The sequence below is a fragment of the Streptomyces rubradiris genome (assembly GCF_016860525.1).
GTDB lineage: Bacteria > Actinomycetota > Actinomycetes > Streptomycetales > Streptomycetaceae > Streptomyces > Streptomyces rubradiris.
In genome coordinates this window covers 1,165,150-1,179,177 of record NZ_BNEA01000015.1, presented here as the reverse complement: position 1 = coordinate 1,179,177, position 14,028 = coordinate 1,165,150, and the positions used below count along the sequence as shown (strand labels likewise).

14 protein-coding genes are annotated in these 14,028 nt (G+C 72.2%); 1 reads left to right on the top strand and 13 read right to left on the bottom strand.

The features are described from left to right. Positions 1-18 precede the first annotated feature (18 nt). The 13 genes from Srubr_RS18495 to Srubr_RS18435 all read right to left on the bottom strand — a co-directional run bounded on the left by Srubr_RS18495 (position 19) and on the right by Srubr_RS18435 (position 12,819). On the bottom strand, positions 19-1,119 hold the full coding sequence (locus tag Srubr_RS18495) for a hypothetical protein (protein ID WP_189999552.1): 1,101 nt from the start codon (positions 1,117-1,119) through the stop codon (positions 19-21). Beyond that, on the bottom strand, positions 1,112-1,849 hold the full coding sequence (locus Srubr_RS18490) for a glycosyltransferase family 2 protein (protein ID WP_189999553.1): 738 nt from the start codon (positions 1,847-1,849) through the stop codon (positions 1,112-1,114). Before Srubr_RS18490 ends, Srubr_RS18495 begins: the two co-directional genes overlap by 8 nt. A gap of 48 nt (positions 1,850-1,897) precedes the next feature. Beyond that, positions 1,898-2,335 (bottom strand): hypothetical protein, encoded by a 438-nt coding sequence (locus Srubr_RS18485; RefSeq protein WP_308439960.1) that lies wholly within the window; start codon positions 2,333-2,335, stop codon positions 1,898-1,900. An 810-nt stretch (positions 2,336-3,145) separates the two neighbouring features. Then, positions 3,146-3,649, bottom strand: coding sequence for a hypothetical protein (locus Srubr_RS18480; RefSeq protein ID WP_189999554.1), 504 nt, complete (start codon positions 3,647-3,649; stop codon positions 3,146-3,148). A 54-nt stretch (positions 3,650-3,703) separates the two neighbouring features. Then, the gene (locus Srubr_RS18475) at positions 3,704-4,267 is read right to left on the bottom strand and encodes a hypothetical protein (protein ID WP_189999555.1); all 564 of its coding nucleotides are present in this window, start codon (positions 4,265-4,267) and stop codon (positions 3,704-3,706) included. 256 nt (positions 4,268-4,523) lie between these two features. Further along, complete coding sequence (locus Srubr_RS18470; protein ID WP_189999556.1) at positions 4,524-5,009, bottom strand: hypothetical protein; 486 nt, start codon at positions 5,007-5,009, stop codon at positions 4,524-4,526. 18 nt (positions 5,010-5,027) lie between these two features. Next, positions 5,028-6,545, bottom strand: a complete 1,518-nt coding sequence (locus Srubr_RS18465; RefSeq protein WP_189999557.1) for a TraC family protein — start codon at positions 6,543-6,545, stop codon at positions 5,028-5,030. Positions 6,546-6,573: 28 nt separating this feature from the next. Then, positions 6,574-7,026, bottom strand: coding sequence for a DUF6238 family protein (locus tag Srubr_RS18460; protein WP_189999586.1), 453 nt, complete (start codon positions 7,024-7,026; stop codon positions 6,574-6,576). Between the two features lie 627 nt (positions 7,027-7,653). Then, positions 7,654-9,135, bottom strand: a complete 1,482-nt coding sequence (locus Srubr_RS18455) for an SCO6880 family protein (protein ID WP_189999558.1) — start codon at positions 9,133-9,135, stop codon at positions 7,654-7,656. Positions 9,136-9,213: 78 nt separating this feature from the next. Next, a complete protein-coding gene (locus Srubr_RS18450) occupies positions 9,214-10,608 on the bottom strand; it encodes an SCO6881 family protein (protein WP_189999559.1) in 1,395 nt (464 codons plus the stop codon). 16 nt (positions 10,609-10,624) lie between these two features. After that, on the bottom strand, positions 10,625-11,299 hold the full coding sequence (locus tag Srubr_RS18445) for a hypothetical protein (RefSeq protein WP_189999560.1): 675 nt from the start codon (positions 11,297-11,299) through the stop codon (positions 10,625-10,627). Beyond that, positions 11,299-11,610 carry a DUF6112 family protein gene (locus Srubr_RS18440; RefSeq protein WP_189999561.1) on the bottom strand — a complete coding sequence of 104 codons (312 nt, stop codon included), beginning with the start codon at positions 11,608-11,610 and terminating at the stop codon, positions 11,299-11,301. The genes Srubr_RS18445 and Srubr_RS18440 overlap by 1 nt, the downstream gene beginning before the upstream one ends. A gap of 102 nt (positions 11,611-11,712) precedes the next feature. Continuing rightward, the gene (locus Srubr_RS18435; RefSeq protein ID WP_189999562.1) at positions 11,713-12,819 is read right to left on the bottom strand and encodes a C40 family peptidase; all 1,107 of its coding nucleotides are present in this window, start codon (positions 12,817-12,819) and stop codon (positions 11,713-11,715) included. A gap of 452 nt (positions 12,820-13,271) precedes the next feature. Here Srubr_RS18435 and Srubr_RS18430 point away from each other — a divergent pair, with 452 nt between their 5' ends. Next, positions 13,272-14,027, top strand: a complete 756-nt coding sequence (locus tag Srubr_RS18430; RefSeq protein ID WP_189999563.1) for a DNA-methyltransferase — start codon at positions 13,272-13,274, stop codon at positions 14,025-14,027. Position 14,028: the final 1 nt, after the last annotated feature.

Below are 14,028 nucleotides of genomic sequence, written 5' to 3'. Positions count from 1 at the left end.
AAGGGGGCCTTCCTACGGTCAAAGGCGGTGTGCGGGCAGGGCGCGGGGCGGGGGTGCGGGGAGTGCGGGCGCGGGAGGCGGGCTTGGTGCCGCGGCGCGGGCCTGGCGCAGGAAGCTGTCGCTGTGGGTGAGCCAGGTCGCGATCACCGGCCAGGTGCGCTGGTGGTGGTCGGCGCGGGACAGCGGGACGCCTCGGGTCAGGTCATCGCGTACCTGTTCAGCGGCGAGGAGCGCGGCGGCGAGCTGGTCGAGGGCCTCGGCGTCCTGCGGCCACGCACTGGCCGCAGGACGGCACCGGTCCAGCAGCACCGGGGCGTGGTCCACGACGGTGAGGAACTCGCGCCACGCGCGGTCCAGGAAGGCGTCGCCTGCCGGGGCGCACTGCCTGGACTGTTCTGGCAGGGCACCCTCGGCGCCCGTGGCGGTACGCGGTTCGCGCCGGGGATCCAGTTCCGACTGGATGATGCCGAGGGCCTCGGCCACCATCGTGATGCGACGCTCGTGGACGGCCTGTTCGTAGGCGGGCAGATACCGCTCGGTGATCGCCTGTGCGGCGGGGCCGGGGAACGGCCCCACGGTGATGCTGCGCGGGGCGTGCGGATCGCCGTCCACCTCGCCGAACGCCGCGGGAGCGAGGGCACCGACCAGGTAGCCGAGCCGACCGGGGCGTTCGGCCAGCAGCAGGATGGTGGCGGTGGCCCGGTTGGTGAGGGTGGCGGCGTAGGGGATCCGGGCAGTCCGCACGGCGTGGGCTAGGTCGCCGTTGTCCCACAGATAGGGGAGGAGGTCTTCCTGCCACACCGGGTGGGCGTAGATCTCGACCTGCGTGTTCCACTGGCCGGGCAGGAGGCGGGCGATGTCGCGGGCGGCGTCCCCGATGAACCGCCGGCTGCTGGCCGTCACCTCGATTCCGGACGCCTGGGCACGCTGGACCAGGCGGGCCAGGGCTTTTTTGGCCGCTGCCTCGTCCGCGTCGGACACGTGGTACGTCCCGGCCTCACCCCGGCGGAACCCGGTAGCGCCCAGTACCTTCTCCGCGGATTCGTAGTGCTTGCCGGTGGCGATGGCGACGACGCCGATGTTCCGGCTGTAGGTGAGGGTGATCTGGGCGTCAGCCACGTGCGGTCTCGCGGCGGGTGAGCGAGCGCAGGCTGCGGCCGTAACTCCAGGCGTGTTCGCGGGCGGCGGCTTCCAGCTGGTCGTATCCGGGCTGGGCGGTCATCTGCCCGGGGTGCTTGCGGTAGCGGTAGACCGGCTGGGGCAGCAGGATCCCCGGGGCGAGGCTGGTGATGCCGATGGCCGTCATGTAGTCCTCGCCCTGGACCAGGCCGCCCATCGGGGCGGCGCGCACCAGCTCGGTGCGGGCCAGGATCGTGGTCGGCCCGATGGGGATGGTGTCGGCCGGTGAGCGCCAGTACGTCCACACATCCCCCGCCTCGTGCCGGCCGGGCGGTGTCGGGCAGCGCCACAGCGTGGTGGTGCCGTCGGGGTGGAGGTCCTCGCTCCACCCGGCGCACCAGCCCACCCCCGCTTGCTCCAGGGTGTCGAGCCGTGCCGCCAGCGCGCCGTCGGGGAACAGATCGTCGTCGTCGGCCCAGTTCACGTACGGGGTGCGGACGAGGGTCAGGGCGAGGTTGCGGGCGCACGCGGCGCCGACTGGCCGCGGCAGTGCCAGCGTACGGACCCGAGGATCGCCGGCCAGTGGCGCCGGTAGGCGCTCGGGGTCGGCGCCGTCGAGGGCGATGACGGCCTCCCACGGGACCGTTTGCCGGGTGAGGCTGGTGTGCAGGGCGGTCAGGAAGCCGAGGCGGTCTTCTCGCAGGCGGGTGGCGATGACGACTGTGATCACAGGCGGCGTGGGCAGGGCAAGATCTCCAGGGTTGCGGTACGGGGTGGTTCAGCGGCGAGCTGCCGTACGGGACGGCACCGGCGCGGTCGCGGGTGCGGCTGGCGCCGGCCCGGCCGCAGCGGGCGTGGCGAGCGGCGAGAGGGCGGGGGCGAGCCAGTACCGGGGGTTGTCGCTGAAGCACTCCAGGGGGTAGGTGTCCCAGCCGACGACCGGGCCGGCATTGGCGTACGGCATGCTGATCACCTCGATGCCCTCCGGGCGCAGGACGTAGCCCCATTCCAGGTCCTGGTCGGCCGCGTCCTTCTCGGTGACCGTCATACGGGTCGGCGGTGAGCCGTCCGGGGTGATGAGGTGGTCCAGGGTCCTGCTGGGCCACCGCTCGCCACGGGTCAGCTCTTCGACGATGTACGGCTGCGCGCCGTCGAGGAGGTCGGTGCCCAGCTCCTCCCAGCCGACAGCCACGTCGTCCACGAGATGCCGGGTCATGGCATCGAGGTCGCGTGCGAACCGGTACTGGAAGGCGGCCAGGAGCAGGGGCAGCTGCGCCGTCGGATAGCCGTCGAGGTGTACGTAGATGCCGTCATAGCCGCTTGCGGTGGGACGGGCGATGAAGGAACGGGTCGACAGAAGATCTCCAGAGACGGTGAGGTCAGCGGCCCGGGGTCGGGCCGGCGGGCGGGGCGCTGGGAGGGGAGGGGGGAAGACCGGGTGCCTTCGGGCCCTGCTGCGGGCTGGGCGGGGCTGGTGCCGGGTCGTATTCGGCCCGCAGGATCGCCAGGTCCGCTTGGTGGGCAAGGGCCAGTACGGACAGGCTGTGGCTGGCCGCGGTCATCAGCATCTTCGGCGGCGATCCCAGCTCCGCTCCTCGGTTCTGGTCCCGCCATCGGGCGGCGGCCACGAGGTAGTTGCTGATTGCGTGGAGCAGGGGGTGGGCGGCGTCCAGCAGGCGCTGGGTGACCGCGCTGGCCTCAGCAGGGGTCTCGGCGGCGGCGAGTGCGTCGAGATACGGGGTGAGGTCGGGGCTGGGCAGGTCCTGCTCGGGCAGCGGGTGTCGGGCCAGGAAGTCTTCGGCGTCGCGCTTGGCCCAGCGCAGCAGGTCGTTGTCGGTGGCGATGCCGTAGCGGGCGGCGGCGATCTGGTCGGCGTCGCGGCCGACGTTGTCGTACAGCTCGAAGTCGGGATCTCGCAGAATCGTCTCCTGGAAGAAGAAGTCGGGGATGGTCGAGGTCGGCTGGCCGTGCGGCAGCCGCCGTACGGCCGAGGTGGGAAGGGGCGAGCACGGGGCGGAGTGGACGGTCAGCGGGCGCGGGCCGGGCTCGCCTGCGGGGAAGGCGGGGCCGCAGCGGGTGGCGCCGTGCGGGTGTCGGCGGCGCGACGCAACTGCTGGGCAGCGCGGATCAGATGGGTGCGGGCCGCGGTGAAGTGTTCGGCGAGGCGCTGGTGTGCGGCTGCCGCGGCCCGGTTGCGGTCACGTCCGGGGGCCTGGTGGGTGAGGTCGAACAGGACGCCGAGGTCGTGAACGGCGCTGCCGAGGGAGGCGAGCGCGCCGCTGGTGGGTCCGGCGGCACGGGCGAGGGCGAGCGTGGTGCGGCGCTGGGAGGACGTGACCTGGTCCGGATAGCGGGCCGACGCCCGGTGACGGAAGGCGCTCTCGCCGGCCAGGTAGCCCAGCAGTCGTGCCAGGTTGCGTATTTCGTCGTCCAGGATCTCCCCGACCGCTGGGTCGGCACGGACCTGGTCGGGCAGCGGGAACTGGTCGGCGATGGTGTTGAGCTGGTCGGCGATCCCGTGCAGCAGCATCCGCTGGTCCCCATCGGACAGTCCGGGTGTTCGCACGTGAAGGGCCCGGAACCGCTATCGCCGCGCGGCCGGCGGCTGCTTCGGGGCAGGGGGCGCGCCGAGTGCCGGAGCCGTTGTGCGGGAGGAGGGAGGAGTGGGGGCGGCGTGGCGGAGGTTCACGCCGATGCCCTGGGCGGTGAGTTGCCGCAGAGCGCTGCCGAGCAGGAGGGCACGTTCCCCGGGGGCGTAGGAGGTGGGCAGTACGAATGCGGCCTCGTCGGGGCTGTACTGGAAGCGGTACTGGTAGAGGACGGGGCGGGCTGCGGCGGGCACGCTGTCATACGGGGCGCCCACCACGCCGTCGGGGTACCAGATCAGCGTGAACGACTGGCTGACCTCGGGTGCGGCGGGCCGGTGCGGTGGCTCCGGCTGGCGGCGGGCCTTGTCGTAGACGGCGGCGATTGCTTCGGCGTAGCGGGGCAGGACGCGGCGGGTGACCTGGGCGGCGGCACGGGCGGGATCGTCGGGCACGGCGATGCCGTTCGGCTCGTAGACGCCGCTGAAGTGGTGCGGTCGTACACCGTCGGGCCGCAGGGGAGCTACCAGGTACTGGCCCGACGAGCGGGGGCGCGGTATCACGATGAGCTGTTGGCCTTCGGGCCCGTCGAGGACGGTGATGGGGGTGTCGGGCCAGTCGAGCAGGGCCGAGTGGACGGGGCCGCAGTCCCAGACCCGCTCTGCGAGGCGGCACTGGTCTTCGAAGGGCAGGATCTCGGTGTCCCGGCGGAACCAGTTGCCGGGCAGGTGCGCGGCGAGGCCGGTGGGGAGGGTGCTGGAGGCGTGCGGGGGCAGGTGGGTTTCTCCTGGTGGTGAGGGCGGGCGGCCAGGGGCGGTGTCAGCGACGCGGTCCGGCCGAGGGTGCTGGTGCTGCGGTGGCGGTGGAGGCGGGCGCGCCCGCGCCCGGGTGTTCTGGCCCTGCTGCGGGAGGCGTGTAGTGGGCGCGCAGGTTCTCCAGGTCGGCCTCGGCCACCTTGACCACCGCGGTGCGGATGGTCTGGGCCGCTTCGCGCAGCAGGCGCACCGCCTGGGGTGTGTGCCGGTGCTCGGTGCCGGCCCAGAGGGCGAGGGTGACGAAGTGGGCGGCGATGTGGTCGAGGACGGGTGCGGTGGCGGCGACCAGCTGGTGGGTGAGGGCGCTGACCTCGGCGGGCGTCCGGGCGTCGGGGAGTGCCTGGAGGTAGGAGGTCAGGTCCGGCAGCGCGGCCGGCTGGTCGGGGAGCGGGTGGCCGGCCAGAAACGGTGCGGCGTCCCGGCGGGCCTTGCGGTAGAGGTCACCGGGCTCGGGGCGGTTGGGCGACCGTGGGGACGGTTGGTGCGGCAAGGAGGCTTCCGGTGCGGGTCAGTGCATGCGGGCGTCGGTGTCGAAGAGCGCCAGCTCATGGGCGTGGAGCAGATGTTGAATGATGAAGGACCTGCCGGCGACCTTCCACAGGCCGCGTCCGCGGTTGAGGTGCGCGATGGCGTCGACTTCCACGGAGGTCAGGCCGAGCAGGGAGGCGGCGGCGTGGAGCTGGTCGGTCTCCTGCCGGTAGATGATCCGGGTGGAGCAGTCGGCCAGGAGGCCCTCGGCCAGGGCCCGGCCCTGTGATCCGGCGTCGCCGGCGGTGAGCAGGTCGGACAGCCGGTGGATCACCATCAGGTTCGCGATGCCGAGCCCGCGGGAGAGTTTCCACTGGGCCTGCATGCGCTGGAGCAGGCCGACGTGGCGCATCAGGCGCCATGCCTCGTCGTAGACGATCCAGCGCCGGCCGCCGTGCGGGTCGGTCAGGGCGGACTCCATCCAGGCCGAAGCGCAGGTCATGGCGAGCACCAGGGCGGTGTCGTCACCGGACCCGCCGAGCCGGGACAGGTCGATGGTGAGCATCGGTGCCCGCGGATCGAACGTGATGGTGGAGGGCGCGTCGAACATGCCGGCCAGGTCACCGTGCACGAGACGGCGCACGGCGTGGGCGAGGTCACGGGCGGCATCCCCGAGGTGACCGGCCATCGTCCCGGCCACCTCGTCCAACTGTGCGGGCTGGTTGAGAGCGGCGGCGACATCACCGAGCAGCGGCGTACGGCCCGCGCCGGCGGCCTGGGTGACCGCGATGTCCAGGGCGACGTCGAGCGCGGTGTGCTCCATCGGCATCAGGTCCCGGCCCAGCACGGTACGGGCCAGCGAGCCGAGCAGCAGCAGGCGCCGCTTGCGGATCTCTCCCTCCCAGTCGGCCTCGGTGATGCTGTCCGGGCGCGGGGCGGCGTCCAGCGGGTTGAGGCGGCCGGGCAAACCGGGGCCGAGGGCGACGCAGGTGCCGCCCAGCGCTTGGGCGACCGGCGTCCACTCACCCTTCGGGTCGCAGGGGACGTAGACGCGGTACCCGAACGCGATCGACCGCAGGGCGAAGCTCTTGGCGAGCGCGCTCTTGCCCTGGCCGATCACCCCGGCCAGCAGCACGTTGGGGTTGGTGAAGCCCTCCACCTTCCCGTACAGCGCGAACGGGTCGAAGCAGAAGGAGGCTTCGGCGTGGACGTCGCGGCCGATGTAGATCCCCTCGGCGCCGAGACCGCCTTCGGCGAGGAAGGGGTAGGCGCCGGCCGCGATGGCGGTGGTCATGCGGTGGGCGGGCAGCTTCAGCCGGTTTCCGCGTGCCGAGGCCCGGCCGGGGCGTCCGCCCGCCGGGTAGACCGGTGGCGGTGGGTCGTGTTCGGCCGGCCCGGCGCCGGCCAAGGTGCGGTCGGTGGTTTCGGTGCGGGCTTTCGCGGCGGCTTCGGCGAGGCGGCGGCGGGCGGCACGCCGGGCGGCGCGGTCGGTGCCGTGCGGGGTGAACAGTGGGGAGGCGGAGGCCCGACGGGCGCGGCGGGCGGGCCGGTGGTTCATAGGGGCGCCTCGTCTTTTCGGGTGAGGCTCACCGCACGCACGAGGTGGTGTGCGGGGCGCGCAGGTCGGTGGGGGTGGTCTTGCGGCGGACGATGTGTCCGGCCGCGAGGTGGCGCTGGCAGATGGTGAGGAACGGCGGGCCGTCGGGAAGCTGCTCGGGACGGCACGCCACCGAATCCTTCTGCGCGGTGGGCAGCAGGTGGAAGGCCGCGTGGATGTCGGAGGCGGCCTGCCACAGCCGGGTGTGGGCGGTAGCGAGGTGTCGGCCCGCGGCCGGGTGCGGGGGACGTGCCGCCTCGGCCAACTGGTCGAGGAGCCGGTGCAGTTCGGTCAGGTGGGTGTGAAGGGCGTCGAGGTGGGCTCGGTCCGGCGGGCCGGCAGGCCCGGGGCGGGTCAGAGCGCGTGTGTGGTGGCGGACGCCTGCGGTGGCGGCCCGCAGGTAGGGGTGCGAGTCGGGCTCGCTGGTGCGGGGCTGGGTCAAAGGGTGGTCCTTGCCGCCGGGGAGGCGGGAGCGGGGGCCGGAGCCGGTGCGGTCACTGCGGGGGGGATGAGCGCGGCGGATGAGCTTGCCGCCGGTTTGTGCGGCGGATTCTTGTTCGTCGCGCATGTCGTTGTACGCGTCGAGCGTGGGAAGGCCGGGGTGGCTCTGGTGCGGCAGGTAGACGACGTCCGCGTCCTGGCCGTCCGGGGTCCCGCCGTGGGCCAGGTACCACTCGCGCCAGCTGAGGAGGCGGGCCAGGACGCGGAGGGCGTCACCGAGGTCCATGGCGTTGACGACGAAGCTGGTGGGGGCTTCGCCCATGTGGCGTTCCAGGCCGGCGAAGGTGAGGGTGAACGGGCTGGGCGCCGGCGGGCCGAGGAGGCCGGCCAGGCGGGCGCGCACGGCATCGAGGTGGTCGCTGGCCTCGATGGCGGTGGTGATGCGGGCGTCGTTGTAGTCGTAGAGCTTGTCCGCGGTCACCTCCCCCTCGGTGTCGAGGTACTTGCCGAGTTCGGCGCGGTGGCGGGCGGACAGCTCCTCACAGGAGGCCAGCAGAGCCCGCAGCTCCTGCAGGAGCCGGTCGTGGTCGGTATTCGGTGTCAGTGCGGATCCCAGGGGATCGGAGGGTCAGAGGGTGGTGCGGGCGAGGGGGAGCGCGCCGACGGAGAAGGCGTCCGGCTGCTGGTACCACAGCCGTCGGAGGTCGACGCCGGCGGTGACGGCGGCGGTCTCGATCTGCGCGCACGCGGCGTCCAGGGCGGCGTCGGTGTCGGCGCTGACGGTGACCAGGCCGGTCAGGGCGACGTCGGCGTGCCCGGCGATCAGCTGCCGTTCGCGGTTTTTGACGTCGGCGTACTCGATGGAGTCCTCCTCGCTGTCGACCTGCCCGCGGCGGGCGCGTTCGGAGGCGTCGGCGATGATCGCGGCCTTCTTGCGCTGGACGTCGCGCAGCGCGGATTCGAGCTGCTGGGGGACGTAGGTCAGGGACAGGGTGCGGCGCACGCCGGCGGTGAACATCAGCCCGTGCAGGAAGCCTGCGCCGATTTCGGTGCGGGGCCAGTTCTCCACCCAGTAGGTGGCGTGCCGGGCGGAGTCGGTGGCGATCCGGTCGTACTCCTCGACCTGGACGACGGGTCCGGCGGCGGCCGGGTCGGCTTCCGCGTGGCCGGTGGGGGACCACTGCTGGAGCGTGGCGAGCGCGTGGGGGTCGTAGGCGGTGCGGATGACGGCGGCGATCTCCCGGGCGGTCAGCCACCCGGTGATCATCAGTCCGGCGGTGCGGGCGGCCTGGGCGATCGAGGCGGTGGTCTGCTGCAGGACGGTGAACGCGCCCGGGAGGCCGCCGCCGGCCTGGGAGATCAGGCGCTTGGCGGCCTTGAGGTCGAGGGAGATGGCCAGGTAGGTCTCGTGCGGGGCGGCGGCCGGTCCGGCGGAGGCGACCAGGTCCGCGTAGACCTGTCCGGCGACCGGTGTCTCGGGCCGGCCGTGCTGCGTCCAGTGCCGGGCCAGGGTGTCTCCGGAGTCGGGGACGGTGCGTTCGAGGACCTGCACGGTGGCGACGTGCCCGGTGCGGGCGGTGCCCGCCAGCGCGCGCCCCCAGCCGCCCACGTTCTGGTTCTGCGTGGCCGGGTCGAGCAGGGCGAACGCGCGGCTGCTGACGCGGGCGACGGCGGTGAGGGTCTGCTGGTGCGGGTCGTGGACGGCGGCGGCGCCGTTGGCGGAGTCGCCTGGGGTGACGACCTTGAGGGAGGCGGCGGTGCCGGGCAGGTGGAGGAGGCCGTCCTGGCGGGGGCGGGTGACGGGCCGGGCGAGCCACAGGGTCTGGCCGGTGTGGTGGCGCCAGGCGTAGCGGGCGACGATGGGTGCCCAGTCGATCAGGGAGCGGCCCTGTCGGCGGACGGTGACCAGGGCGGCGATGGTCGCCCAGAGCGGGGACAGGGCGATGACGCCGAGGAGCCCGGTCGTAAGAACCGTGACCAGAAGCAGGGCGAGCGCGGCGGCGACGAGGACGAGCTGGTGGAAGGTGAGGCCGAGCAGGATGCCGCGGCGGCTGCGGTGCGGGAACTTGACGGTCGGGGATATGGCTGGGGTGGCGGCGAGGTCGGACAAGGGCGGGTCGGGGTCCTGGAGTGAAGGCCCGGGGGCGGGTGGACTCCCGCCCCCGGGGATCGGGCATCGGGCAGGAGGTCACAGGCCGGCCGGGGGCGGCGGAGGTGAGACCGGCCCGCTCGTGCCGGCGTTCTGCGTTCCGGGAGACTGCGTGCCAGGGGTGGGTGCGGCGCCCTGCGGCGGAGGAGCCGTCGTCGGCGGGGTCGGTCGCCATGCCGTCTGCCCGCCTCCGGCTGCGGCGTTCTGAGTGAAACCGCCGGCACTGGCGCTGCCGGTGGTGCTGGGACCGGTGCCGGTCGGGCTGGTGGTGTCGTCGGTGACGTGGGCCGATGGCTGAACGGCCTGTTCCACACCGGTCTTGACGGAAGTGCCGCCGGACGCGCCAACCGCGCCCGTGTCAGGTGCGGAGTCTTTTCCGTTGCCGGACGGGCTGGCGGCGATGTCGCCGGGGAATCCGTGCTGGCCGGGCACGCTGTCCGGGCCCTGCGGAGCGGCAGTGGCACCACCGGCTCCGGCGGTGGCCGCCATGGAGACGGCCTTCCTCCCGGCGCGTTCGGCGTGCTGCCGGGCCATCTGCGCACCGGCACCGCCGGCGCGGTGCAGCGTCTCCCCGTCGGAGCCCTCGGCCGCCCAGTGCACGAACTTGAACGTCGCGTACGGGCACAGCAGGACCAGAACCATGATCACGATGCCGGCGAGGACGTCGGCCAGGGCTGCCAGGCCGTCCTTGGTGTCCGAATGGCCCATCGCGGCGATACCAAGGACGAAGATGATCGTCATCAGCAGCTTGGAGACCACCAGGGTGGCGGTGGCCTCGATCCAGCCCTTGCGCCAGCGGCGCGCGGCCTCCCAGCCGCCGCCGGCTCCGGCGAAGGGGGCAAGGGTGACCATGACCAGGATGCCGACCTTGCGCACCATCATCACGCACCAGTACAGGAACGCGCCGACGGCGGTGGCCAGTCCGGCGAAGACGGCGACGAGCCAGCCCAGCCCGGCCACTTGTGCCAGGGCGCTGACCTTGACGATGCGGCGCACCGCGGAGGCCAGGTCGGTGTTCGCGGCCTCGAACAATCCGTCGGACAGAGCGTCGGTCACTTCAACCGCGACGGTGGTCAGGGAGATGGCGGCGAACGCAAAGATGACACCGGATGCGGTGCCGGTGAACGCCTGGGTGAGGGCCTGGCCGTCACGGCGGATCGCGGCACGCACCAACTGCGCGCAGAAGGTGGCCACGAGGACGACCAAGCCGATGGGCAGGATCGTCTCGTAGTTGTCGCGGAACCATCCCGCGTTCAGGTCGACGCGGGTGGTGGCATCGACGGCCCTTGACGCCAGGTCGGCCGCAGATGCGGCGAGTTCGCCGGCGCTCCTCGCCATCCAGGTGCCGATGTACTTGCCCGGGTCGGAGGCGAAGTCGATGGCCTCGCCGACCGAGCAGACCTTGTCCGCCAGAGGCAGGTTGCAAAACCCCACGGGTGCTCCTTTGAGGTCAGGGCGCGACGCGCGGGGCGATGGCGACGAGCGAGCAGTCGGTGGAGGGCCGGCACTGGACGGCGAGAGTGACCGAGCGGTCCTCCGCCCCCGTGCCGCCCCTGGCCCAGGTGATCGTCTGCTTGCCGGTGACGGTCACCGCGTAGATGTACGCCTTGGTGATCGCCGCCGGGTCCTCCGCGAGCGCCTCCTTGAAGGCGGCCGGGTAGTGGCCCTCGGCGATGGTGGCGGTGGCGTGCTGCTCCTGGTCCGCCATCCGCGACCACAGCACCGGATCCGGTATCTGCGCCGCCACCGAGGCCCAGTCGCCGTACTCGTCTTCCTTCGTCATCCACGCCCGCATTCCGGTCAGATGCTGGGCCTGGCTGGTGGTGCGGGTGTCGTAGGACCAGAGCATCTTCGCGGCGGCCTTGGCGAACTGAACCGGATCGGAGATCTTCGGCGGCCCGGCCACCGGGCCGCTCCAGGAGGAGGGCTGGCCGGCCGGGGCGGCGGAGCTGTGCGCGGGTGACGGGACGGGGTCGGAGGCGTCGGTGCCGGGGTGGTCGTCGCGGCCGGTGAGGAAGGCGGTGGCGGCGGCTAGGGCCAGCAGGCAGGCCAGGCCGATCCCGATCACGGTGACGCGACGGGTCGGTGACCAGCGCAGGCTGTAGTCGGTGAGGCGTTTGAGCATCAGTGGACCTGCGACCCCAGGTTGGAGAAGAAGGCCACGAGGCCGTTGGCCGCGCCGAGGCCGATGGCGGCGCCGGCGGCGACCGTGGCGCCCTTCTTGCCGTTGGCCTCGGCCTGGTGGCCACCGGTGTGGTGGCCCCACGCCCAGACCGCGAGGCTGACGGAGAGAGCACCGACGACCGCGATGATGCCGAACAGGTTGATCGAGTTGACGACGTTCTTCAGGACGGACAGGCCCGGAAGGCCGCCGCCCTTGGGGGAGATGCCCGGATCGTAGGCGAGCTGGACGACATGGTCGGCGAGCAGGGACACGGGGATAGAGGGCTCCTTGCGTGTGCGGGCCAGAAGGCAGGGGCGGTCGGGAAGTTCAGGAAGACGGGGAGGGTGCGCCTGGCGGCGCGGGAGGAGATGGGGTCACAGGACGCGGCGGGCGGCGAGGACGGTCCAGTCCTTCAGCGGCGTGATCCGCACCGGCTTTCCGGTACGGGGGGCTTCGATGACCAGGCCCTGGCCGATGTACATGCCGACGTGCTCGGGCCGGGCGGCCGTGCCGCGGCTGAAGAGCAGGTCACCGGGGGTCAGGGCCTTCGGTGAGACGGCCTTGCCCTCGCCCACCTGCGTGTAGGTGGTGCGGGTGAGGGTGACACCGGCGTGGCGGTACGCCTGCTGCATCAATGAGCTGCAGTCGCAGCGGGCCATGGCGTCGGGGCCGTGCGGGTTGGTGCAGGAGCCGCCCCACTGATACATCGTGCCGAGCTGGTGCATCGCCCAGACGATCGCCTTACGGGCCCGAGGATCGGCGTCCTTCGGGATCGCGTAGCCCTTCGGGACGGCGCCCTCGGGGATCGGGCCGAAGGACGTACCGTCGGCGCCGTCGCAGCCGGTCGCCGCGTCGTCCTTGCTGGTGTCCTTGTGCCCGGAGCCGGGGAAGGTGGCCGAGATCGCCTGCTGCAGCGCGGTCGCCAGCGGCTCCCACTGCGCGTAGGCGTCCGGGTAGGCGGAGCGCTGCACCGCCTGGGCGGCCTGGGTGACGGTCATCTGCTGCCAGCCGTGCACCTGCAACAACGCCTTGTAGAACCGCTCGCTGGCGTAGACGGGATCGTGGATCTGCTCGGCGGTGCCCCAGCCCTGGCTGGGCCGCTGCTGGAACAGGCCGAGCGAATCCCGGTCCCCACCCGACAAGTTGCGCAGTCGGCTCTCCTGCATCGAGGTGGCCAGCGCCACGATCTGCCCGCGCTTGGGCACGTTGAGGCTGATGCCGGTGGCGACGATGGTCTGCGCGTTCGGGATCTGCTCGGCGGGCAGGTCCAGGCCCTTGATGTGAACCTTGGAGGCGTCCGCGCCGTCGAGGATTTCGGTGACCTGGTCGGCGATCTTGCCCGTGTCCGCCTCGGTCAGGCAGTCCAGCGGGGAGGCGGTGTTCTGGGCGGCTTCGCTGGAGGTGGCCATCATCATGGCGCCTCCACCCAGGAGGAGAGGGGAGAGGAAGACGACGCCGATGCCGGCGGCGAGCGCCTTCAACCCGAAGCGCTCACGGCCCGGTCACCGATTTCGGGCAGGGGCGGGTAACGAGAGGTCATGCATCCTCCGGGTGCAGTGGACGGCCGCCGCGGGCGCGGAGCGTGGTGGAAAGGGACTGCGGCGGCCGGGGCGGGCTCGAGGGAGTGGGGTGGCGCGGGCGAGTAGCCGCTCGCCTGCGCTGCCGGACAGTGCTCTTGGTGTGCGCCGGCCGGGTCCAAAAACAGTAGAACCTAATCGGCCGTTGACCAAAAAGTCGGAGGCGAGGGGCCGGAATCCGGCCCCCCATAGGGCACTTCTTGGTCGTCGGCCGATTCGCGTCTACAGTTTTTCAACTCCCCTCGCTCTCCCCAACCGGCCGGCCATGGGATCTTCATGCCCGGAAGCCGGCCCGCCGCGCTTTGCGGTGCGATAGGGGACCTCCATACGCTCCCACCCGAATCGGGGTTCTCTCTTTGCCTTTTTCCCTGCATCAGGGCGACGCCCTGAGCGTTCTTACCAAGCTCCCGGACGACTGCGTCGACGCGGTCATCACCGACCCGCCGTACAACTCCGGCGGGCGCACGGCGAAGGAGCGCACCAGCCGCTCCGCGAAGCAGAAGTACACCTCCGCCGACGCCAAGAACACGTTGCCGGACTTCACCGGCGAGAACATGGACCAGCGTTCCTACGGGTTCTGGCTGACGCAGATCATGACCGAGGCCCACCGCCTCACCAAGACCGGCGGCACCGCGCTGCTGTTCACGGACTGGCGCCAGCTGCCTATCACCACGGACGCGATCCAGGCGGCCGGCTGGCTGTGGCGCGGCGTCGTGGCCTGGCACAAGCCCCAGGCCCGGCCCCAGAAGGGCCGCTTCACCCAGAACTGCGAGTTCGTCGTCTGGGCGTCCAAGGGCGCGATCGACGCCTCCCGCAACCCCGTCTATCTGCCGGGCATGTACTCCGCCTCCCAGCCGTCCGGCTCCAAGCGCCAGCACATCACGCAAAAGCCGGTCGAGGTGATGCGCGAGCTGGTCAAGATCAGCCCGCCGGGCGGCACGATCCTCGACTTCTGCGCCGGCTCCGGCTCCACCGGCGTGGCCGCCCTCCTCGAAGGCCGGGACTTCATCGGCGTGGAGAAGACCAAGCACTACGCGTCCATCGCCGCCGACCGGCTCACGGAAACCATCCGCCAGAGCCTCGGCCAGGACGACATGGTCCTCACCGCCTGAC

Coding starts and splice junctions, on each gene's coding strand:
- Srubr_RS18445 (WP_189999560.1), bottom strand. CDS start 11,299: ATGCTCAAACGCCTCACCGACTACAGCCTGCGCTGGTCACCGACCCGT.
- Srubr_RS18480 (WP_189999554.1), bottom strand. CDS start 3,649: ATGCTGCTGCACGGGATCGCCGACCAGCTCAACACCATCGCCGACCAG.
- Srubr_RS18465 (WP_189999557.1), bottom strand. CDS start 6,545: ATGAACCACCGGCCCGCCCGCCGCGCCCGTCGGGCCTCCGCCTCCCCA.
- Srubr_RS18485 (WP_308439960.1), bottom strand. CDS start 2,335: ATGACCCGGCATCTCGTGGACGACGTGGCTGTCGGCTGGGAGGAGCTG.